23 protein-coding genes are annotated in these 19765 nt (G+C 61.6%); 16 read left to right on the top strand and 7 right to left on the bottom strand.

What is annotated here, in order from left to right; all coding sequences use genetic code 11:
• Positions 1 to 86: 86 nt before the first annotated feature.
• Positions 87 to 554: a DUF1203 domain-containing protein gene (locus tag EN845_RS00105; protein ID WP_127869345.1), complete on the top strand. Its 468-nt coding sequence runs from the start codon at positions 87 to 89 to the stop codon at positions 552 to 554.
• Between the two features lie 234 nt (positions 555 to 788).
• On the opposite strand, the gene EN845_RS00100 is transcribed toward EN845_RS00105, so the two are convergent.
• Positions 789 to 2093: an outer membrane beta-barrel protein gene (locus tag EN845_RS00100; protein WP_127869344.1), complete on the bottom strand. Its 1305-nt coding sequence runs from the start codon at positions 2091 to 2093 to the stop codon at positions 789 to 791.
• Between the two features lie 215 nt (positions 2094 to 2308).
• Complete coding sequence (ald, locus tag EN845_RS00095) at positions 2309 to 3424, bottom strand: alanine dehydrogenase (protein WP_019858003.1); 1116 nt, start codon at positions 3422 to 3424, stop codon at positions 2309 to 2311.
• Between the two features lie 156 nt (positions 3425 to 3580).
• Between ald and EN845_RS00090 the strand changes: the two genes are divergently transcribed.
• A complete protein-coding gene (locus tag EN845_RS00090) occupies positions 3581 to 4054 on the top strand; it encodes an Lrp/AsnC family transcriptional regulator (RefSeq protein ID WP_015317948.1) in 474 nt (157 codons plus the stop codon).
• Here EN845_RS00090 and EN845_RS00085 read toward each other — a convergent pair.
• Entirely contained in the window at positions 4051 to 4473 is a 423-nt protein-coding gene (locus tag EN845_RS00085) for a hypothetical protein (RefSeq protein WP_127280884.1), read from the bottom strand. The two genes, EN845_RS00090 and EN845_RS00085, sit on opposite strands and share 4 nt — an antisense overlap.
• Before the next feature lie 198 nt (positions 4474 to 4671).
• Entirely contained in the window at positions 4672 to 5322 is a 651-nt protein-coding gene (locus tag EN845_RS00080; protein WP_127280883.1) for a 5-formyltetrahydrofolate cyclo-ligase, read from the bottom strand.
• A 164-nt stretch (positions 5323 to 5486) separates the two neighbouring features.
• Here EN845_RS00080 and EN845_RS00075 point away from each other — a divergent pair, with 164 nt between their 5' ends.
• Together EN845_RS00075 and EN845_RS00070 are read left to right on the top strand one after the other, a co-directional pair.
• Positions 5487 to 6752: an NAD(P)/FAD-dependent oxidoreductase gene (locus tag EN845_RS00075; protein ID WP_127869343.1), complete on the top strand. Its 1266-nt coding sequence runs from the start codon at positions 5487 to 5489 to the stop codon at positions 6750 to 6752.
• Between the two features lie 151 nt (positions 6753 to 6903).
• Positions 6904 to 8883: a bifunctional 2',3'-cyclic-nucleotide 2'-phosphodiesterase/3'-nucleotidase gene (locus EN845_RS00070; RefSeq protein ID WP_127869342.1), complete on the top strand. Its 1980-nt coding sequence runs from the start codon at positions 6904 to 6906 to the stop codon at positions 8881 to 8883.
• Positions 8884 to 9064: 181 nt separating this feature from the next.
• On the opposite strand, the gene EN845_RS00065 is transcribed toward EN845_RS00070, so the two are convergent.
• A complete protein-coding gene (locus EN845_RS00065; protein WP_127280092.1) occupies positions 9065 to 10321 on the bottom strand; it encodes a cyclopropane-fatty-acyl-phospholipid synthase family protein in 1257 nt (418 codons plus the stop codon).
• 143 nt (positions 10322 to 10464) lie between these two features.
• Positions 10465 to 10533 carry a hypothetical protein gene (locus tag EN845_RS36725; RefSeq protein WP_348629826.1) on the bottom strand — a complete coding sequence of 23 codons (69 nt, stop codon included), beginning with the start codon at positions 10531 to 10533 and terminating at the stop codon, positions 10465 to 10467.
• A gap of 124 nt (positions 10534 to 10657) precedes the next feature.
• Here EN845_RS36725 and EN845_RS36605 point away from each other — a divergent pair, with 124 nt between their 5' ends.
• The 6 genes from EN845_RS36605 to EN845_RS00040 all read left to right on the top strand — a co-directional run bounded on the left by EN845_RS36605 (position 10658) and on the right by EN845_RS00040 (position 13860).
• Positions 10658 to 10792 carry a hypothetical protein gene (locus tag EN845_RS36605; RefSeq protein ID WP_272482999.1) on the top strand — a complete coding sequence of 45 codons (135 nt, stop codon included), beginning with the start codon at positions 10658 to 10660 and terminating at the stop codon, positions 10790 to 10792.
• Between the two features lie 156 nt (positions 10793 to 10948).
• Positions 10949 to 11239 (top strand): Dabb family protein, encoded by a 291-nt coding sequence (locus tag EN845_RS00060; protein ID WP_127869341.1) that lies wholly within the window; start codon positions 10949 to 10951, stop codon positions 11237 to 11239.
• Between the two features lie 138 nt (positions 11240 to 11377).
• Entirely contained in the window at positions 11378 to 12265 is an 888-nt protein-coding gene (locus EN845_RS00055) for a VOC family protein (RefSeq protein WP_127869340.1), read from the top strand.
• A complete protein-coding gene (gene kdsA, locus EN845_RS00050; protein WP_127869339.1) occupies positions 12262 to 13122 on the top strand; it encodes a 3-deoxy-8-phosphooctulonate synthase in 861 nt (286 codons plus the stop codon). The genes EN845_RS00055 and kdsA overlap by 4 nt, the downstream gene beginning before the upstream one ends.
• A gap of 85 nt (positions 13123 to 13207) precedes the next feature.
• The gene (locus EN845_RS00045; RefSeq protein ID WP_120015277.1) at positions 13208 to 13411 is read left to right on the top strand and encodes a dodecin family protein; all 204 of its coding nucleotides are present in this window, start codon (positions 13208 to 13210) and stop codon (positions 13409 to 13411) included.
• Between the two features lie 83 nt (positions 13412 to 13494).
• The gene (locus tag EN845_RS00040; protein WP_127869338.1) at positions 13495 to 13860 is read left to right on the top strand and encodes a PRC-barrel domain-containing protein; all 366 of its coding nucleotides are present in this window, start codon (positions 13495 to 13497) and stop codon (positions 13858 to 13860) included.
• Positions 13861 to 13917: 57 nt separating this feature from the next.
• On the opposite strand, the gene EN845_RS36600 is transcribed toward EN845_RS00040, so the two are convergent.
• The gene (locus EN845_RS36600; protein ID WP_127281032.1) at positions 13918 to 14043 is read right to left on the bottom strand and encodes a hypothetical protein; all 126 of its coding nucleotides are present in this window, start codon (positions 14041 to 14043) and stop codon (positions 13918 to 13920) included.
• Between the two features lie 201 nt (positions 14044 to 14244).
• Here EN845_RS36600 and eno point away from each other — a divergent pair, with 201 nt between their 5' ends.
• From eno to EN845_RS00005, 6 genes are all read left to right on the top strand, one after another.
• Complete coding sequence (eno, locus tag EN845_RS00030; protein ID WP_127869337.1) at positions 14245 to 15519, top strand: phosphopyruvate hydratase; 1275 nt, start codon at positions 14245 to 14247, stop codon at positions 15517 to 15519.
• Positions 15520 to 15671: 152 nt separating this feature from the next.
• Positions 15672 to 15995 carry a septum formation initiator family protein gene (locus EN845_RS00025; RefSeq protein ID WP_127869336.1) on the top strand — a complete coding sequence of 108 codons (324 nt, stop codon included), beginning with the start codon at positions 15672 to 15674 and terminating at the stop codon, positions 15993 to 15995.
• Between the two features lie 191 nt (positions 15996 to 16186).
• Positions 16187 to 17224 carry a pyruvate dehydrogenase (acetyl-transferring) E1 component subunit alpha gene (gene pdhA, locus EN845_RS00020; RefSeq protein ID WP_127869335.1) on the top strand — a complete coding sequence of 346 codons (1038 nt, stop codon included), beginning with the start codon at positions 16187 to 16189 and terminating at the stop codon, positions 17222 to 17224.
• 14 nt (positions 17225 to 17238) lie between these two features.
• Positions 17239 to 18639: a pyruvate dehydrogenase complex E1 component subunit beta gene (locus EN845_RS00015; RefSeq protein ID WP_127869334.1), complete on the top strand. Its 1401-nt coding sequence runs from the start codon at positions 17239 to 17241 to the stop codon at positions 18637 to 18639.
• A gap of 12 nt (positions 18640 to 18651) precedes the next feature.
• Positions 18652 to 18939, top strand: coding sequence for a hypothetical protein (locus EN845_RS00010; protein WP_127280532.1), 288 nt, complete (start codon positions 18652 to 18654; stop codon positions 18937 to 18939).
• 3 nt (positions 18940 to 18942) lie between these two features.
• Positions 18943 to 19765, top strand: an 823-nt coding sequence (locus tag EN845_RS00005) for a biotin/lipoyl-containing protein (RefSeq protein ID WP_135897761.1), incomplete at its 3' end; no start/stop codon positions are given.

Genomic DNA, 19765 nt, shown 5'->3' with positions numbered 1-19765 from the left:
GTCGGCCCTCGACTCTTGGCAGGAATCGGGTGGGAAGCATCGAAGGGGAAGCATAATTTCCGCTCAACCACACCGGAGATCATGCGATGACCATCCAGTTCAAAGCTCTGCCGACCGAAGATGTGCAAGCGCTGCAGGGGGGTGGGCCAGACGCCTATGGCAACACGCCCGAGCGCCAGGTTTCCGACGGTGACGGCATGCCTTGCCGGCATTGTTTGAAGAACATCGCCGCCGGCGATGACTACCTCGTCCTGGCCTACCGGCCGTTCCCGCAGCTTCAGCCTTATGCCGAGACGGGCCCCATCTTCCTGCACGCGCAGGAATGCGAACGCGCTGTTGAGGCGGAGATCATTCCCGAGATACTGGAAAGCGCCGACTATATCGTGCGCGGCTACGGCAAGGACGACCGCATTGTCTATGGCAGCGGCGGCGTCATCCCAACCGACGCTATAGTAGCGCGGGCGGAAACCCTGTTTGAGCGTGAAGACATTGCCTATGTGCATGTCCGCTCGGCGCGCAACAATTGCTACCAATGCCGGATCGAGCGCGCGTGAGGGCCAGGGATTGGCGATAGAAAGCTTCTGTCGCACTGCTGTCGCACGAACGCGCTAGAAAGCCATTGTCGATCGATTGGCCGACCGCGGATGAACCGGCGGCAATCTCGATATCGAGGAAGCGGGGCTTTGGCTCCGCTTTTTTGTTGCCCAGATTTCACCGCGCCATATCTCAAGCAACGAAAAAGCCCGCCGGCAACGCCGGCGGGCTTTTTGTAGGTTTGCCTGGAGGGCTTAGTTGAACTTGTACTTCGCGCCGATACGCACGGTATGGAAGGACGACGTAGAGGTAATGGAGTCGTCAGGCAGCCCCACCTCGGATGAGAAATCTTTCTTGGCGAATTGCGAGTAGCGATACTCAACACCCAAGGTAACATTGCTGGATATTGCCGTTTCCAGACCACCACCAACAGAGAAACCGCTGGAGCCCCAATCGAGGATGTCGCCGACCGGGTCCGAAGCGTTCAAGTCGAAATGCTGCCAACTGTAGCCAGCCAGCGCGTAGGCGAGGGTCGATTCATTCATTTTCATGCCGGCGCGGCCAAGCACATCGAAACCGTAGTCGGTATCGACATTGATCGATCCGCCGCCGAGGTCCAGCTTCGAGGTCATGCCGGAATAGCGGGCGTCCACCATGATGCCAGCGACCCAGCTGCCGAAGTCGTGGTCATAGCCGACATTCAGCTCGCCAAGCACGCCTTCACCGCCGAGGCCGTTGAACTTCGCGCCGCCAAGCGGTGGGATTTCGATCTGGTGCACCGACGCACCCGCGCCCAAACCGCCACCGATATAGAAGCCGGACCAGTTATAGGCGGGCGTTTCAAACGAAGTGGCGGCACCGTTCTGCGCCCCGAAGCGATAGCTGGCGGCAACCTGGAATGTGTGCCGCGACGTATCGAGATTGAGAAGGCCATCCGGAGCCCCGATAAGGCCGGCCTCGGAAAGGAGATCGTCCTTGGTGCCGAAGCGTGTATAGCGATACTCGGTCTTGATCGTCCAATTGCTGTTAATGGCCGTTTCGAGACCACCACCGACGAAATATCCGCTCTGGTCCCAATCGAAACCAAAGCCGGCGTTGGAATCAAGCTTGTACTTCTGCCAGGAATAGCCGCCCAGCACGTAGCCCAGCGTGTTCGGGGTAAGCAGATACCCTACGCGCAGACCAGCGTCGAAACCGTATGTCTCCTGGATCGAGGCGTTGAAACCACCGGCGTCGAGCTTGGTTTTGATGTCGCCGGCATGGACGTCCAGCAATCCGCCGAGCAGGAAGCGGGGCGAGACCATGTAGTCGTAGCCAGCGGTAAGTTCGCCGTAAACGCCTTCACCGCCAATGCCATTCAATGACAAGGGAGCAAAATCGCTGCTCAACTTATGGACGTTGGCTCCGGCGCCTACGCCGAAGCCGACATAAACGCCGCTCCAGTTAAAACCGGATGCCTCTACTGGCTGCACGACGTCGGCCGCATGAGCCGCCGACATCAAAGCCACGACAGAAACCGCGCCGAGAAGAATAGATTTCGCAGTAATGCGAACAAACATAGCCCGTACCCCTAATGAATAAACCCGGGGTGTTCCTAGCAGGGAGTCGGCCAATACAGGTATGACAAAAATGCAACAGCGGGAGGCTAAGTGCCCTTACGGCACACGCTTCGATGGATCCCCTGGGAAGCAGGTTTGGAGCATCATTGCCAAAAGAAAAAGCCCGCCGGAGCGAACCGGCGGGCAAAAGTGTAAGTTGACTTTTTCTGGGTGTATCAGGCTGCGAGCACGGCTTTCGGCTCGACCAGTTCGTAGCCGAGCGCTTCGGCGACCGCGCGGTTGGTGATCTTGCCTTTGTGGACGTTGAGGCCGTTGCGCAAATGATGGTCGTCGACCAGCGCCTTCAGGCCCTTGTCGGCGAGCTGCAGGCCGTAATGCAGCGTTGCGTTGTTCAGCGCATGGGCCGAAGTGACCGGCACAGCGCCTGGCATGTTGGCGACGCAGTAGTGGATAACGCCGTCGACTTCGTAAGTCGGCTCGGCGTGGGTGGTCGCATGAGAGGTCTCGAAGCAGCCGCCCTGGTCGATGGCGACATCGACCAGCACCGAGCCCTTCTTCATGCCGGACAGCATTTCACGGGTGACCAGCTTAGGCGCGGCCGCGCCCGGGATGAGCACGGCGCCGACGACGATGTCGGCCGAGAAGCATTCTTCCTCGAGCGCCTCGACGGTCGAGTAACGGGTGTGGACCCGGCCGGCGAAGAGGTCATCGAGCTGGCGCAGACGCGGGATCGAGCGGTCGATGATGGTGACATCGGCGCCAAGGCCGGCGGCCATGCGGGCCGCGTGCAGGCCTACGACGCCGCCGCCGAGCACGGTGACCTTGCCTGGCAGCACGCCGGGCACGCCGCCGAGCAGCACGCCGCGGCCGCCATTGGCCTTCTGCAGCGCCGTGGCGCCAGCCTGGATCGACAGGCGACCCGCGACTTCCGACATCGGCGCCAGCAGCGGCAGCCCGCCACGATCGTCGGTCACGGTTTCATAGGCGATCGCCGTGACGCCCGAAGCGAGCAGGCCCTTGGTCTGCTCCGGATCCGGGGCCAGGTGGAGATAGGTGTACAGGATCTGGCCTTCGCGCAATTGCACCCACTCATTGGGCTGCGGCTCCTTGACCTTGACGATCATGTCCGACTTGGCGAACACGTCGGCGGCGGTCTTGGCGATGGTGGCGCCTGCAGCGCGATAGGCGTTGTCGTCGGCGCCGATACCGGCACCGGCACCAGCCTCGACCAGCACTTCGTGGCCGTGGGCCACATATTCGCGGACCGAACCCGGCGTAAGGCCGACACGGTATTCGTGGTTCTTGATTTCCTTGGGGCAGCCGACGCGCATTTTCTTCTCCTGATCCGGGCCCTTTTGGGCTCACTCCCTGATTGTCGGAGTGAACCATGAATCGGCTCGCAAGTGTTTGCGAATGCGCTTGCGCGAACAGGAGGGTTTCGATAATCGTTGCGTGAAATAGCAGTATATTCGCAGGATTCACGAAGAATGCCGCTCGACAGGATTGATATCGCCATTCTGGAGACATTGCAGAAGGATGGCCGGATGCCGAACGCGGCCCTTGCCGAAAAGGTCGGCCTGTCGCAATCGGCCTGTTCGCGCCGGCTTGATAATCTGGAAAAATCCGGAACCATCCGCGGCTACCACGCCCGGTTGTCCAATGCGGCCCTTGGCCACCAGATGACGGCGATCGTCCACATATCCCTCTCCGGCCAGTTCGAGAAGACGCTGTCGGATTTCGAGGCGGCGATCAAACGCTGTCCGAACGTGCTGTCGTGCCACCTGATGTCGGGCGAGTACGACTATATCCTGCGGATCGCGGCCAAGGATCTCGTCGACTACGAGCGCATCCACAAGGAATGGCTGTCGGCGATGCCGCATGTAACGAAGATCAATTCGTCCTTCGCCTTACGTGAAATCGTCGACCGGACGGCCATGGGGCTAAAGCCGGAAATGGCTTAACGCCAAAGGCACACCCGGACGTCCTTCCCAATATAGCATGCGCCTTCGCGGTGAAGGTCTTCCCAACGTTCATCACCGTGAGTCGCGCGAATGTCCGAGTTACCATAGCCGTCCCAAATATCGCCGTCCTTGTAGACGGCGGCCCAGTAATCCTCGGACATTTCACCAGCCCCACTATGCGTGTCAGGATAGTCGATACCCGCGAAAACTTGCCGGGGTCCCTGGATATTGAAATCGCCGCCCTTCTCGATTTGATAGGAGCATTTTCCGGATATGCGGGTCTGACCGTCAACAACAAGCAGGCAACGGCCCCATTTGTAACCGCTCGGCAAACGATGTCGTTGCGCGAGCGCGGGCGAAAAGGAAACAGCGATTGCAACGGCAGCCGCCATGGTACGCCCGATCATCTTGTCACCCATCGTGAAGCAGCCACTCTGAGGAGCGACCGGACAGTGTTGGTTCCCCCGGGGGCGCATGTCTAGGCAATCCCCCGCGGCACCGTGCTTTGAAAATCAGATTATTTATCGACCAAGTCGGATTTTTGTCACGTGACATTTGCGCTGCTTCCGCGCGGGGTGACCAGAAATCCGACCGGTCTCATTGGACCAAACAGGCTCTTACGCCTCCGTCACGATCCGATCCATCGGGATGTCGTGAGGTTGCGGATAGATGGTCGCGATGCGCTGCAATTCGTAGCCGACGCCGATGACCAGCGGCTTGAACGGCATGGCGGCCAGTGTGCGGTCGAAGAAGCCGCCGCCATAGCCCAGCCGATAGCTTGCCGGATCGATGCCGACAATGGGCGAGATGACTATGTCCGGCAGTACCGGATCGCCTTCGGCCGGGATCGGGATGTTCCAGACGCCTTTTTCCAACCGGTCGCCCGGTTTGTAGGCGCGGAAGATCAACGGTTGACCCTTTTCGACGACGATGGGCAGCGCGGTGCGGCCATCGCGTTCGTTGATAGACGCCATCCATGGCCGTAAATCCGGCTCGCCCCGAAACGGCCAGTAAAGGCTGACCATCCGGCCCGCTATATCACCGATGATCGTGTCGAGGCCTTCCGCGATGCGCCGCGACATTGCGGTTCGGGCATCGGCGGAAACGGCAAGGCGCGCCGCGATCAGGCGTTCACGCTCGGCCTTTCGCCAGCGTCTCACGTCGGTCCAGTCGCTGAGTGGTGCCTGGAACGCGGGATCGAGTTCATGCATGAAGCAGGGCGGCGAAGAATACTGCGCCGGTCCTTCGTCCTCATGATCGTTGGTCATGCCTCACCTCATCTCGTGTTCGATGACGCTATACCTCGCGATACGATACAACATGTGCGTTCACGACATGGAACGACGAGTCTCGGGCACTGTCCTGCCATTGTTGCATTGCACAAAAACACCTACATCCAGGGCAGGCAATCTTGCCCATCAGGGGTGATGAAATGAGCGATGCCAGACTTCATCTCGTCGTCGTCGGCGCCGGGTTCGGCGGCCTCGAATTCACCCGCGCGCTGGCTGGCGCGCCGGTGCGCATCACCATGATCGACAAGCGCAACCATCATCTGTTCCAGCCGCTGCTCTATCAGGTGGCAACCACGGCGCTGGCGACCTCGGAGGTGGCCTGGCCGATCCGCCATCTCCTGCGCAAGCGCAAGGACGTGACCACGTTGCTGGCCAATGTCACAGGAGTAGACCGGACCGGCAAACGTGTTGTGCTCGATGATGGCAGCGCCGTCGCCTACGACACGCTGGTGCTCGCCACCGGCGCGCGGCACGCCTATTTCGGCCATGACGAATGGGAGCCTTTCGCGCCGGGCCTGAAGACGCTGGAGGACGCCACCACCATTCGGCGCCGCATCCTTCTGGCCTTCGAGCAGGCGGAACGGGAACCCGACCCTGCCAGGCGCCAGGCGCTGCTGACCATTGCTATCGTCGGCGGCGGGCCGACCGGCGTCGAACTTGCCGGAACCATTGCCGAACTGGCGCATGACACGCTGCGCAGTGAATTCCGCAACATCGACACGCGCCAGACGCGCGTGGTGCTGATCGAGGCCGGCGACCGCATCCTGGCCAATTTCGCGCCGAAGCTCTCCAATTATGCCGAGAAGGCGCTGGAGCGGCTTGGTGTTGTGGTTGAGCTTGGCCGGGCCGTTACGCGCTGCGATGCCGAAGGCGTGGTTTTTGGCGATACCGTTCTGCCGGCCCGCACGATCCTGTGGGCAGCCGGCGTTGCCGCTTCGCCCGCCGCTGAATGGCTGGGCGCGAACGCGGACCGGGCCGGCAGGGTATTGGTCGAGCCTGATCTCAGCGTGCCCGGCAGCCCGGAGATTTTTGTCATCGGCGACGCCGCGCTTGTACTGCGGCCCGACGGACGACCGGTGCCCGGCGTGGCGCCTTCCGCCAAGCAGGAGGGCCGCCATGTTGCCGCGACCGTCAAGGCCAGGCTTGCCGGCGACACGAGCCCGCGGCCCTTCCACTACAAGCACGCCGGTGATCTGGCGACGATCGGCAAGCGCGCCGCCGCGATCGATTTCGGCTGGATCAAGCTGACCGGCTGGCTCGCCTGGTGGCTGTGGGGCATTGCGCATATCTATTTCCTGATCGGTTTCCGCAACCGGCTTGCCGTTTCGCTGAGCTGGCTATGGATCTATGTCACGGGCCAGCGCAGCGCCCGGCTGATTACCCAGGGCGACGACGACAAGACCTGACTTTCTTCACCGCGCCTTTCATCCGGCCGTCATCTGTTGCTGATGGATTGGCGTGCCGATGCGCGCGACTTCTTGAGTGGACTTGAGCCGATTTCAGCGCGAAGTTCGCTTCGGGGCAGGGGCATGTCAGGTCGTCGAAGAAGGAGAAAACATGTCGCAACTGCTCCATCCCGTCTCTCGCCGTGGTCTCCTTGCGGGGGTCGCCGCCACAGGGGCGCTGATCATGCTTCATCCCTTCTCCGCCCGTGCGCAGGCCAACCAGGCGCATCTGAGGATCATGGAGACCACCGATATCCATGTGAACGTGCTGCCCTATGATTATTACGCCGACAAAGCCAATGACACGATGGGCCTGTCGCGCACGGCGTCCCTCATCGACGCGGTGCGCAAGGAAGCCGCCAATTCGATGCTGATCGACAATGGCGACCTTTTGCAGGGCAACCCGATGGGCGACTACATTGCCTATGAGAAGGGCCTGAAGGAGGGCGATCTCCATCCGATCATGAAAGGCATGAACCTGCTCGGTTACGAGTGTTCGACACTTGGCAACCACGAGTTCAACTACGGCCTGTCCTTTCTGGACAAGGTACTGGCCGGCGCCAATTTCCCGTTCGTCTGCGCCAATCTGATCCGGGGCACCGAGCTTGCCGCCAACCCGCGCGACGACAAGCTCTACCTCAAGCCCTACATAATCCTGGACAAGAAGATCAAGGACGGTTCAGGCACCGAGCAACCGATCAAAATCGGCATCATCGGCTTCGTACCGCCGCAGGTCATGGTCTGGGACCTCAAGAATCTCGAAGGCAACGTCAAGACGCGCGACATCGTCGAAGCGGCGAAGGCCTGGGTGCCGCAGATGAAGGAGGAGGGCGCCGACATCGTCATCGCGCTCTCGCATTCCGGCATCGACGTCAAGCAGGGTGACATGATGGAGAACGCCTCGTTCTTCGTCGCCGGCGTCGAAGGCATCGACGCGGTCTTCACCGGCCACCAGCACCTGGTCTTCCCCGGCAAGAAGGATTTCCAGGGGCTCGAGGGCGTTGACGCACAGAAAGGCACGCTGCAGGGCAAGCCCGCCGTCATGGGCGGTTTCTGGGGCTCGCATATGGGCCTGATCGACCTGATGCTGGAACGCGATGGGTCGAAGTGGAAAGTGGTCTCGGCGACCTCGGAGGCGCGGCCGATCTTCGAGCGTGTCGACAACAAGAACAAGCCGACTGTTGCCGACGACAAGCGCATCATCGCTGCTCTCGAGCAGGACCACCAGGCGACGCTCGCCTATGTGCGCCGCCCTGTCGGCAAGACCTCGGCTCCGCTCTATTCCTATTTCGCGCTGGTGGCCGATGATCCTTCGGTGCAAATCGTCAACCAGGCGCAGAGCTGGTATCTCAAGGATATCCTGAAGAGCACCCAGTGGAAGGACGTGCCGATGTTATCGGCGGCGGCGCCCTTCAAGGCCGGCGGGCGCAACGGCGCCGACTACTACACCGACGTGCCGGTGGGCGATGTCGCAATCAAGAACGTCGCCGACCTCTATCTCTATCCGAACACGGTTCGCGCGGTTGAGATCACGGGTGCGCAGGTCAAGGAATGGCTGGAGATGTCGGCCGGCATCTTCAAGAAAATCGAGGCAGGAAAAGCTGACCAGCCGCTGATCGACACCGAATTCCCATCCTATAATTTCGACGTCATAGATGGCGTAACCTACAAAATAGATTTGTCGCAGCCACCGAAATACGATGCCAAGGGCGCCGTCGCCAATGCCGGTTCCAATCGCATTGTCGACCTGAAATTCGACGGCAAACCGATTGATCCAGCAGCGAAATTCGTCGTTGCGACCAACAACTACCGTGCCGGCGGCGGTGGCAACTTTCCCGACATCAATGCCTCGAAGATCATCTACGAAGCGCCGGACACCAACCGCGACGTCATCGTCCGCTACGTCGTCAGCCAAGGCACCATCAACCCGTCGGCGGATGGCAACTGGTCGTTCGCGCCGCTGCCGGGAACCAGCGTCGTCTTCGAGACAGGCGTCAAGGCAAAGGACTTCATCGCCGATGTGAAGTCGCTCAAGATCGAGCCGGTGGGCGAGGGCGAAGCTGGTTTTGCCCGATACCGCATCCTTCTCTGATCGACTATCAGGGCTGGATGCGGCCGGTCTTGGCCGCATCCCCGTGCGGGAGATGACCTCGCCATAGCGAGGGAGGAGCAGTCGGATCGCTCGGCACGGTCAAGAGCCTCATCCCCGCGGGTGCATGGACCTCGTGGATGGTCGATGTCCGGGTGTTGTCGATGAGATCGCTGTCCCCAGCCTACGCCTTGTAGACCACCTGGCGCACGTCGATATAGCTGGTGCGGAAACCGGCTTCGCAATAATGCAGGTAGAATTCCCAGAGCTTCTTGAAACGGTCGTCGAAGCCGAGCGGCACGATCTTCTCCCACGACCCCCGGAAACGCTGGCGCCATTCGGCAAGCGTGCGGGCATAGTCCTCGGGGAAAACGTGTTCGCGTAAATGGGCAAGGCCGTGCGCGGCGCCAAGCGACTTCAGGATGGACGGCGTCGGCAGCATGCCGCCCGGGAAGACGTAGCGCTGGATGAAATCCGGCCTGGCGCGATAGGTGTCGTAGGCGGCTTCGTTGATGGTGATGATCTGCAGGCCCGCGGTGCCGCCGGGCTTCAGGCAGGCCTTCATCTTGGAGAAGAATACCGGCCAGTATTTCTCGCCGACCGCCTCGAACATCTCGATCGAGGCGATGCGATCGTAGGTCCCGGTTTCATCACGGTAATCCTGCAACTTGATGTCGACCTTGTCGGCAAGCCCGGCCTTGGCGATGCGCGCCTTGGCGAAATCGTGCTGCTCGCGGCTGATGGTCAATCCGGTAACCCGGCAGCCGATTTCGCGTGCCGCGAACTCGGCAAAGCCGCCCCAGCCGCAACCTATCTCCAGCACGTGATCCTTTCCGCCGATGCCCGTATCCCTGGCCAGCGCCCGGTATTTGGCGGCCTGGGCGCTCTCGAGATCATTGGCGCCATTAGCGTAAAGCGCCGAGGAATAGGTCATGCTCGGGTCGAGCCATTCCTTGTAGAAGGCGTTGCCGAGATCGTAATGCGCCGAGATATTGCGCTTTGACCCTTTGCGTGTGTTCTCGTTGAACCAGTGGCGGATGCGCTGGGCTGTGTTGATGAGCCAACTGGCGCCGCCCGCGACGCGTTCGCCGATCGCCGAATTGACCACGAACAGTTCGAGGAAGCTGGTGACGTCAGGGCTTTCCCAATCGCCGTCCATATAGGATTCGGCAACGCCGATCGTGCCGCCGGAAAAGGCGCGGCCCGGCAGACGCCAGTTCTTGAGCACAAGTTCGGCGTCGGGGCCTGGCGCCTTGCCGCCGACGAGGACGGCACGGCCGTCCGGCATCCTGACTTTCAGCGAACCACGCGGCAGGTTCATGGCCGCCGACAGCACCATGCGCGCCTTGGCCGGCAGGCCCTTGACGATCTCGGCGAAATTGAATTCGTCGAGCCTGACCGCGTCGCCCGGCGCTATGCCATGATGTTCCCCGTGTGCCATTCCATGCCCCTGGATCTCCGTGCTGTCGGCGCAATTGCCAAGCCACGGTTCTCTTGGATCATCCGCCGGGTTCAAACACCGTTGCCTGGTCCCGGCAGCTGCGGGTTCGACGGCAGGTGGGCTCGAACGAAAGCGCGCGCCCCTTAGCAGAGCTTCAGCGCTTCCCAGTGAATGCCTGCCACAATCTTCCACGCCATGAGGGGGAACTTCAAGAGGCATGCCGAGAGCTGGACTGTGCCACGCGGCGCCCGGCATCTGCCGCCCTGCGTCAGGCCGCTGCGGCCCGAAATCAAAAACGCCTATGGCAGCCGCATCGCTTGTGCGATAGCTTTAGCCATGCGTTATGTAATCGTCATTGCCGCCATCGCGTTCTTCCTGATCTGGGACGGTCTCTACAATCAAGGCCGGTATCTCGACGTCGCGGTCAGGGAAGTTTCCCATGCGGTGCGCTACGTCACCGGCAAGGCCTAGACGTCCCTGGGCAGGCCGGCGCTTCATCCCTGATCCGCGCGAACCGAGGTCCAGCACCGATCGAGGCGCGTCGCAAGGACGCGTGGCGCCATGACCGGTTGACGCAAAGGGACCGCCGTCACAAAAGACCCCGACATTCAGATCGAGGAGGCGGGATTGATCCGGCATATCGTTTTCTTCAGCGCGCGGCGCAAGGAAGATGTGGAAGCAGTTCGTACCGGGCTGCTGGCGCTCGGCGACATTCCTCATTCCAGCCTCTTCGAGGTCACGTTGAACACCAAGGTCGACCCGCTGTCGGATGAAGTCGATGTCGTCGTTTACGCGGAATTCACCGATGACGCGGCGCTGGCAGCCTACAAGGCGCACCCGCTCTATGCGCGGACCACCAGCAAGGTCAAACCATTGCGCGAGCTGCGTTATTCGGCCGATGTCGTGGCCGGACGCTGATCCGGCGCCTGCTCCAGAAGGCGCCGTTCGCGGCGGCGCGTTTGCCGATAGATCGTGCTGCGCGAACCATGCGCCGCCGCCGGCGGCATTGCGATCAAGTCTTGAACCGACCTTCGGAATGATGCACATCGCGCCTGCATGACCCCAACCACATCAGCCATTCATCCGCTCGATCATCTGGTTCTGCCGACGCAGACCGTCGACACCGCGCGGATCCGGCTCACCGCGCTGGGCTTCGTCGTCGCTCCGACCGGCATCCATCCCTTTGGCACGGAAAACTGCTGCGTGTTCCTTGCCGACGGCACCTATCTGGAGCCGCTCGCGATTGGCAGCGAACAGGCTGCGACGGAGGCTGCCGCCGAGGGCAACGTCTTCGTTGCGCGCGATCGCCTCTATCGCGAAAGCCTTGGTAACGAGGGATTTTCTGCGGTGGTTCTTGGCACTGACAATGCCGATGACGACCATGAACGCTATGTCGAAGCCGGCCTGTCGGCGGGAGACACGCTGAGCTTCTCGCGAGCCTTCACCGACACGGCTGGCAAAAGCGATACCGCCTCGTTCAAGCTCGCTTTTGCTTCGGCCAATCATGCCAGGGACGCTTTTCTTTTTGCCTGCCAGCGCATCAACGCGCCGAAAGTGGACCGCGCGGCCTTGCAGGCTCATCCCAACGGCGTCGATGGGGTCGTCGAGGTGATTGCAATCAGCAGTGCGCCCTCCGAACAGCACAGGCTGATCGCGGTGGCGGTCAATGAACCGTCCGCCGGCGGTCCGGACGGCGCGTTCGCCTTGCCGAACGCAACATTGCGTGTGCTCGGTCCCGCGTCTTACGCCGCGCGCTTTGGCATCCCGACCGGCCCGGCGACGGAGCTTCGTTTCGCCGCCGTGGTATTTGCGATCCGAAGCGCCGATGCCGCTGCGAGGCTGCTTGCAGCCAACTCAATCCAGCACGATATAGCGGGCACCGACATTGTCGTGCCGCCGGCAGCCGGCCAAGGCGCGGCTTTCATCTTCCGGGAGACCAAATGAGCAAGTCCCAAGCACCAAATTCGACGGCGCCCAATTCTTCGGTAACGGTCGGCAATGTCATCTTCGACAATGCGGCACCCTTGGCGCTGATCGCTGGCCCGTGCCAGTTCGAATCGCGCCAACACGCCTTCGACATGGCCGGTGCGCTGAAGGAGCTGACCGGCAGGCTCGGCATCGGCCTCGTCTACAAGACCAGCTACGACAAGGCCAACCGCACCTCGCTGTCGGCGACGCGCGGTGCCGGCATGGACGCCGCACTTCCCGTGTTCGACGAGTTGCGAAAGGAATTCTCGCTGCCGGTGCTGACCGACGTTCACACGGAGGAGCAGTGCGCCATCGTTGCACCGCATGTCGATGTGCTGCAGATACCGGCCTTCCTGTCGCGCCAGACCGACATGCTGGTCGCCGCCGCGAGGACGGGCAAGGTCATCAATGTGAAGAAGGGACAGTTCCTCGCCCCCTGGGACATGAAGAACGTGGTCGCCAAGATCACCGGTTCCGGCAATGCCAATGTGCTGACCACCGAGCGCGGTGCTTCTTTCGGCTACAACACACTGGTGTCGGATATGCGCGCTCTGCCTATCATGGCCGAGATCGGCGCGCCGGTGATCTTCGACGCCACCCATTCGGTGCAGCAGCCGGGCGGGCAGGGCGGGTCGTCTGGCGGGGAGCGCCGCTTTGTCGAGACGCTGGCCCGCGCGGCCGTTGCCGTCGGCGTTGCCGGCGTCTTTATCGAGACTCATCAGGACCCCGACAATTCGACCTCCTCCGACGGTCCGAACATGGTGCCGCTGAAAGATATGCCGGCGCTGCTCGAAAAGCTGATGGCGTTGGACCGGGTAGCGAAGGGCCACTAATCCTAGGCTTTCTGCCCGTGCTTGTGGTTGCCAGGGGCCAGTTGTACGCTCGGCAGGCAAATGAGCGTTTTGGCAGGAGGAAGCCATGTCCGTCGCCCGCGTCACCGAAATCACCTCATCGTCGAAGAAGAGCTTTCAGGACGCCATCGAGAAAGGAATCGCCCGCGCCGCCAAAACCCTGAAGAATGTCGAAGGGGCCTGGATCCAGGATCAGAAGATCGTTGTCGTGGACGGCAAGATCGCGGCCTATCGCGTCAACATGAAGGTGACTTTCATCCTCGCGGAGTGATCGGGCAGCCGCCAAAAAGTCGGGAACTTTCGCCCGCGCGCCTCATTGTCAAAGTGCAGATTAACGACAACGAGGAGCAAACAATGACAACGCAAACAGGCCACACCGAAGCCATTGCCGCTTCGCGAGTGATCGGCACTACCGTCTACAATACCCAAGGCGACAGCATCGGCAGCATCGAGGACGTCATGCTCGACAAGACGTCGAACGGCATCATGTTCGCGGTGATCGGATTTGGCGGCTTTCTCGGTATTGCCGAGAAGTACCATGCCATTCCCTGGGCGAGCCTCGACTACGACGAGGACAAGGGCGGCTATGTCGTACCCTTCACCAAGGAACAGCTGAAGGCAGCGCCCGCCCATTCGATCAACGAGTTGGCCGGCGCCGATGGCGAGAGCGTGCGCGACGAGTCATACGAATATTACAAGGTTACGCCCTACTGGCACTGACGCCACAACCGAAAAGGGGGCCGTTTCGACGGCCCCCTTTTCGATTCGAGGCAAACGCTACTCGCTAATGTGCAAGGCCGGCAAAGGCGCAATGGCCTTTGGCGGTGGCTGCTGATTGTCGCACGACGTCAGGAACGCCGCCGCGATCAGGAACAGACTGACGATACCGCTCAACTCGGACATGGCGAAACTCCTCCTGTTTCGCCCCGCGCGACAACAGCCTTAACCCGGAATGCGCCCCTTGTGGCATGACTTATGATGACAGAAACTTGCGCTTCGTGAATCGCGCGGGCGGCAATATTCGGCCAGGGCCCGATTGCCTTTTGCGTCGCTTTGGCTAAGACGGGCGCGACGTTTTCTCCAGATCAAATCGAGGACATCGCAATGACCGCCATCATCGATATTGTCGGGCGTGAAATCCTGGACAGCCGCGGAAACCCGACCGTCGAGGTCGATGTCGTTCTCGAAGACGGTTCAATGGGCCGCGCCGCGGTACCGTCGGGCGCCTCGACCGGCGCCCATGAGGCCGTCGAATTGCGCGACGGCGGCGCCCGCTACCTCGGTAAGGGCGTGCTCAAGGCCGTCGAAGCGGTCAACGGCGAACTGTTCGAGGCGATCGGCGGCATGGAAGCCGAAAACCAGATCCATATCGATCAGATCATGATCGAGCTTGACGGCACGCCTAACAAGAGCCGGCTCGGCGCCAACGCCATTCTGGGCGTTTCGCTGGCGGTGGCGAAAGCCGCGGCCGATGCCGCCGGCCTGCCGCTCTATCGCTATGTCGGCGGCACAAAGGCGCATATCCTGCCCGTGCCGATGATGAACATCATCAATGGTGGCGCGCATGCCGACAATCCGATCGACTTCCAGGAATTCATGATCCTGCCGGTCGGCGCGCCGACGCTGCGCGAAGGCGTGCGCTGGGGTTCGGAAATCTTCCACACGCTGCGCAAGAAGCTGAAGGATGCCGGCCACAACACCAATGTCGGCGACGAGGGCGGCTTCGCGCCGAACCTGAAGAGCGCGCCGGTGGCGCTCGATTTCATCATGGAATCGATCGAGAAGGCCGGTTTCAAGCCGGGCGAAGAGATCGCGCTCGGCCTCGATTGCGCCGCGACCGAATTCTTCAAGGACGGCAACTACGTCTATGAGGGTGAGAAGAAGACACGCGATCCCAAGGCGCAGGCCAAGTACCTCGCCAAGCTCGCCGCCGATTACCCGATCATCTCGATCGAGGACGGCCTTGCCGAAGATGACTGGGAAGGCTGGAAATACCTGACCGACCTGATCGGCAAGAAGACGCAGCTTGTCGGCGACGATCTTTTCGTCACCAACACGGCGCGGTTGCGCGACGGCATCCGCATGGGCGTTGCCAATTCGATCCTGGTCAAGGTCAACCAGATCGGCTCGCTGACCGAGACGCTCGACGCGGTCGAGACCGCGCACAAGGCAGCCTACACCGCCGTCATGTCGCACCGTTCGGGCGAGACCGAGGATTCGACCATCGCCGATCTCGCCGTCGCCACCAATTGCGGGCAGATCAAGACCGGCTCGCTGTCGCGCTCCGACCGCATGGCCAAGTACAACCAGCTGATCCGTATCGAGGAAGAACTCGGCAAGCAGGCACGCTACGCCGGCAAGTCGGTGATCAAGAGCTGATCCGGCCGCGCATCATTGGTATCGAAAGGGCGGGACATCCCGCCCTTTTTCATTTCAGGCCGGGCTGGGCCGCCGCCCGTAACCGTCCGTTAAGCACAATCAGGCGAAAAAGGCGTCGAGCCGCTTGAGTTCGCGGCCACGGGGAATCGGTCATGTGGACGCGTCAGCACAAGCAGAGAAACACCGGGCGGCTGATCATTCCCTCGCTGTGCGTGGTGTTCCTGGCCTATTTCGGCTTCCACGCCTATCACGGCGAATTCGGCATCAATTCCAAATACAAGCTGGAGGCCGAAACGGTCGCGCTGCAGGGTCAGCTCGAGGCGATCAAGGCGCGCAGGATGGAACTCGAGCGGCGCGTCAAGCTCATGCATGATGGCACGCTGGAGAGGGACATGCTCGACGAGCAGGCGCGTAAAGCGCTCAATCTGTCCCAGGCCGATGAGATCACCATCATGCTGCCGGTTTCGGAAAAGTAACCGATATCAGGTTAATCGGCAATATTTTCAATGATTTTAATCGCTTAGGCGCATGCCAGCTATGCAATTTCGACATGGCGGAACGCCTTTCTACGTGTTAGCCTCCCATAAATCGAAGGGGAGGGCGATCTCCCCGGAGCAGGTTGATCTTGCTCCAGTGTCCGCAAAGAGACGCCAACAGGGAGTGATGCATGGCCACCGCAGCCAGAAAAGCGCCTGCCAAATCGAAATCCGACGGCAAATCCGGCCTGTCAGCACCCAAGCCTGCTGACTTCACCAAGGACGAAGAGCTTGCCGCATACCGGCACATGCTGCTCATCCGCCGGTTTGAGGAAAAGGCCGGCCAGCTCTATGGCATGGGCTTCATCGGCGGCTTCTGCCACCTCTACATTGGCCAGGAAGCCGTGGTCACCGGCATGAAGATGGCGCTGATCGACGGCGACCAGATGATCACGGCCTATCGCGATCACGGCCACATGCTGGCGATGGAGCTTTCGCCGCGTGGCGTGATGGCTGAGCTGACCGGACGCCGCGGCGGCTTGTCCAGGGGCAAGGGCGGCTCCATGCACATGTTCTCCAAGGAGAAGCATTTCTATGGCGGTCACGGCATCGTCGGCGCGCAGGTGTCGCTCGGCACCGGTCTGGCCTTCGCCAACCGCTACCGCGACAACAACAATGTCTCGCTGACCTATTTCGGCGACGGCGCAGCCAACCAGGGCCAGGTCTATGAGAGCTTCAACATGGCCTCGCTGTGGAAGCTGCCGGTGATCTACATCATCGAGAACAACCGCTACGCCATGGGCACCTCGGTGTCGCGCTCTTCAGCGGAGACTGACTTCTCGCACCGTGGCGCTTCCTTCAAGATTCCCGGCATCCAGGTCGACGGCATGGATGTGCGCGCGGTCAAGGCCGCCGGCGATCTCGCCACCGAATGGTGCCGCGCCGGCAATGGCCCGCTGATCCTCGAAATGCAGACCTACCGTTATCGCGGCCACTCGATGTCCGATCCCGCGAAATACCGGTCGAAGGAAGAAGTGCAGAAGATGCGCTCCGAGCATGACCCGATCGAGCAGGTCAAGGCGCGGCTGATCGAGAAGAAGTGGGCGACCGAGGACGAGCTCAAGACCATCGACAAGGAGGTTCGCGACATCGTCGCCGACGCCGCCGAATTTGCCCAGAACGATGCCGAGCCGGATCCGTCCGAGCTCTGGACCGATATCGTATTGTAAGGGAGGGCCAGGACATGCCGATCGAAATTCTCATGCCCGCTCTCTCGCCGACCATGGAAGAGGGCAACCTTTCCAAGTGGTTGAAGAACGAGGGCGACAAGGTCGTCGCCGGTGACGTCATCGCCGAGATCGAGACCGACAAGGCGACGATGGAAGTCGAAGCCGTCGACGAAGGTACGCTGGGCAAGATCCTGATCGCCGCCGGCACCGAAGGCGTCAAGGTCAACACGCCGATCGCCGTTCTGCTCCAGGACGGCGAGAGCGCCGCCGACGTCGGCAAGTCCGCGGCGGCTCCCGCCAAGGCGGAAGTACCGGCAAAGGCGGAAGCGCCGGCCGAGGACAAGGCGGAGGTGGCAAAGCCGGCCTCTGCACCAGTCGCGGCCGCACCGAAAACGGAAATCGCCGCCGATCCGGATATTCCCGCCGGTACCGAAATGGTCTCAACCACGGTGCGCGAAGCGTTACGCGACGCCATGGCCGAGGAAATGCGCCGCGACGGCGATGTCTTCGTCATGGGCGAGGAAGTTGCCGAATACCAGGGCGCCTACAAGATCACGCAAGGCCTGCTGCAGGAATTCGGGCCGCGTCGCGTCGTCGACACGCCGATCACCGAACATGGTTTTGCCGGCGTCGGCGTCGGTGCTGCGATGGCGGGCCTCAAGCCGATCGTCGAGTTCATGACCTTCAACTTCGCCATGCAGGCGATCGACCAGATCATCAACTCGGCCGCCAAGACGCTCTATATGTCCGGCGGCCAGATGGGCGCGCCAATCGTGTTCCGTGGGCCGAACGGCGCGGCCGCCCGTGTCGCCGCACAGCACTCGCAGTGCTATGCCGCCTGGTACAGCCACATTCCAGGCCTGAAAGTCGTGATGCCGTATACGGCCGCCGACGCCAAGGGCTTGCTCAAGGCGGCGATCCGCGATCCGAACCCGACCATCTTCCTCGAGAACGAAATCCTCTACGGCCAGTCCTTCGACGTGCCGAAGCTGGACGACTTCGTGCTGCCGATCGGCAAGGCGCGCATCCACAAGACGGGCAAGGATGTCACCATCGTCTCCTTCGGTATCGGCATGACCTATGCGGTCAAGGCGGAAGCCGAGCTGCGCGGCATGGGCATCGACGCCGAGATCATCGACCTCAGGACCATCCGTCCGCTCGATCTCGACACCGTCATCGCCTCGGTCAAGAAGACCAACCGGCTGGTCGTGGTCGAAGAAGGCTACCCGCAGAATTCGGTCGGCGACCATATCGCCAACCAGGTGTCGCAACGCGCCTTCGATTTCCTCGACGCGCCGGTCATCACCATTGCCGGCAAGGACGTGCCGATGCCCTATGCGGCCAACCTCGAAAGGCTGGCATTGCCGAATGTCGGCGAGGTCATCGAGGCCGTCAAAGCCGTCGCATATCGCTAGGGAGCAATGCGGATGCTGTCTTTCTGGACGTTGGCAGCCATCATTGTTCCCACTGTCGTGGTCGCCTTTCTCGTGCGATCGATGACGGGGAAGTTCGATGCGGTTCTGTTGATGCTCAGCGGTGCCGCGTCGCTGGTTCTTGCTATTGTGGCAACTGCTTCCGCAAAGGTCGACCAGACCGGCAGCATGATGACGCTCGAGATGGGCAAGGGTAGCTACCATTTCGGTGTCTTGCCACCTGTGTTCATCGTCGCCACGCTGACCGTCATGCGCGGCCTTTTCAAATTCATCCAGGAGTGAGCGATGCCTATCAACATCACCATGCCGGCCCTGTCGCCCACGATGGAAGAAGGCAATCTGTCAAAATGGCTGGTCAAGGAAGGTGACAAGGTTTCGCCGGGCGATGTCATTGCCGAGATCGAGACCGACAAGGCGACGATGGAAGTTGAAGCCGTCGATGAGGGCACTGTCGCCAAGCTGGTCGTGCCGGCCGGAACCGAAGGGGTCAAGGTCAACGCGCTGATCGCCGTGCTTGCCGCCGAAGGCGAAGATGCGGGCGCTGCCGCGAAAAGCGGTGGCGCACCGGCGAAAGCCGAGGCCAAGCAGGACAGGGCGCCAATCTCCCCACCCGTGGGGGAGATGTCGACGAAGTCGACAGAGGGGGGCGCTGTTCCTCCAGCAGCCAAGAGCGAGGCGCCCCCCTCTGGCCTGCCGGCCATCTCCCCCACAAGGGGGGAGATCAGCCAATCGGCCGAGCGCACCTTTGCGTCGCCGCTCGCGCGCCGCATCGCCAAGGAGGCGGGGGTCGATGTGTCGGCCGTGACCGGCACCGGTCCGCATGGCCGGGTGGTGAAGGCCGATGTCGACGCCGCGATCGCCGGTGGCGGCGCCAAGGCAGCACCGGCAGCCAAGGCTCCGGCTGGTGCGCCTTCCGCTGCTCCGGCTGTAAAGGCAATGTCGGACGATCAGGTGCTGAAGCTGTTCGAGCAAGGCTCTTACGAACTCGTCCCGCACGACAATATGCGCAAGACCATCGCGCGGCGCCTGGTCGAGGCCAAGACCACCATCCCGCATTTCTACCTGACGCTCGACTGCGAGCTCGACGCGCTGCTTTCGCTGCGCACGC

The organism is Mesorhizobium sp. M8A.F.Ca.ET.202.01.1.1, from assembly GCF_004791595.1.
Classification (GTDB): domain Bacteria; phylum Pseudomonadota; class Alphaproteobacteria; order Rhizobiales; family Rhizobiaceae; genus Mesorhizobium.
Note: the sequence above shows the minus strand (reverse complement) of the source record. Positions and strands in the feature narration are given on the sequence as shown.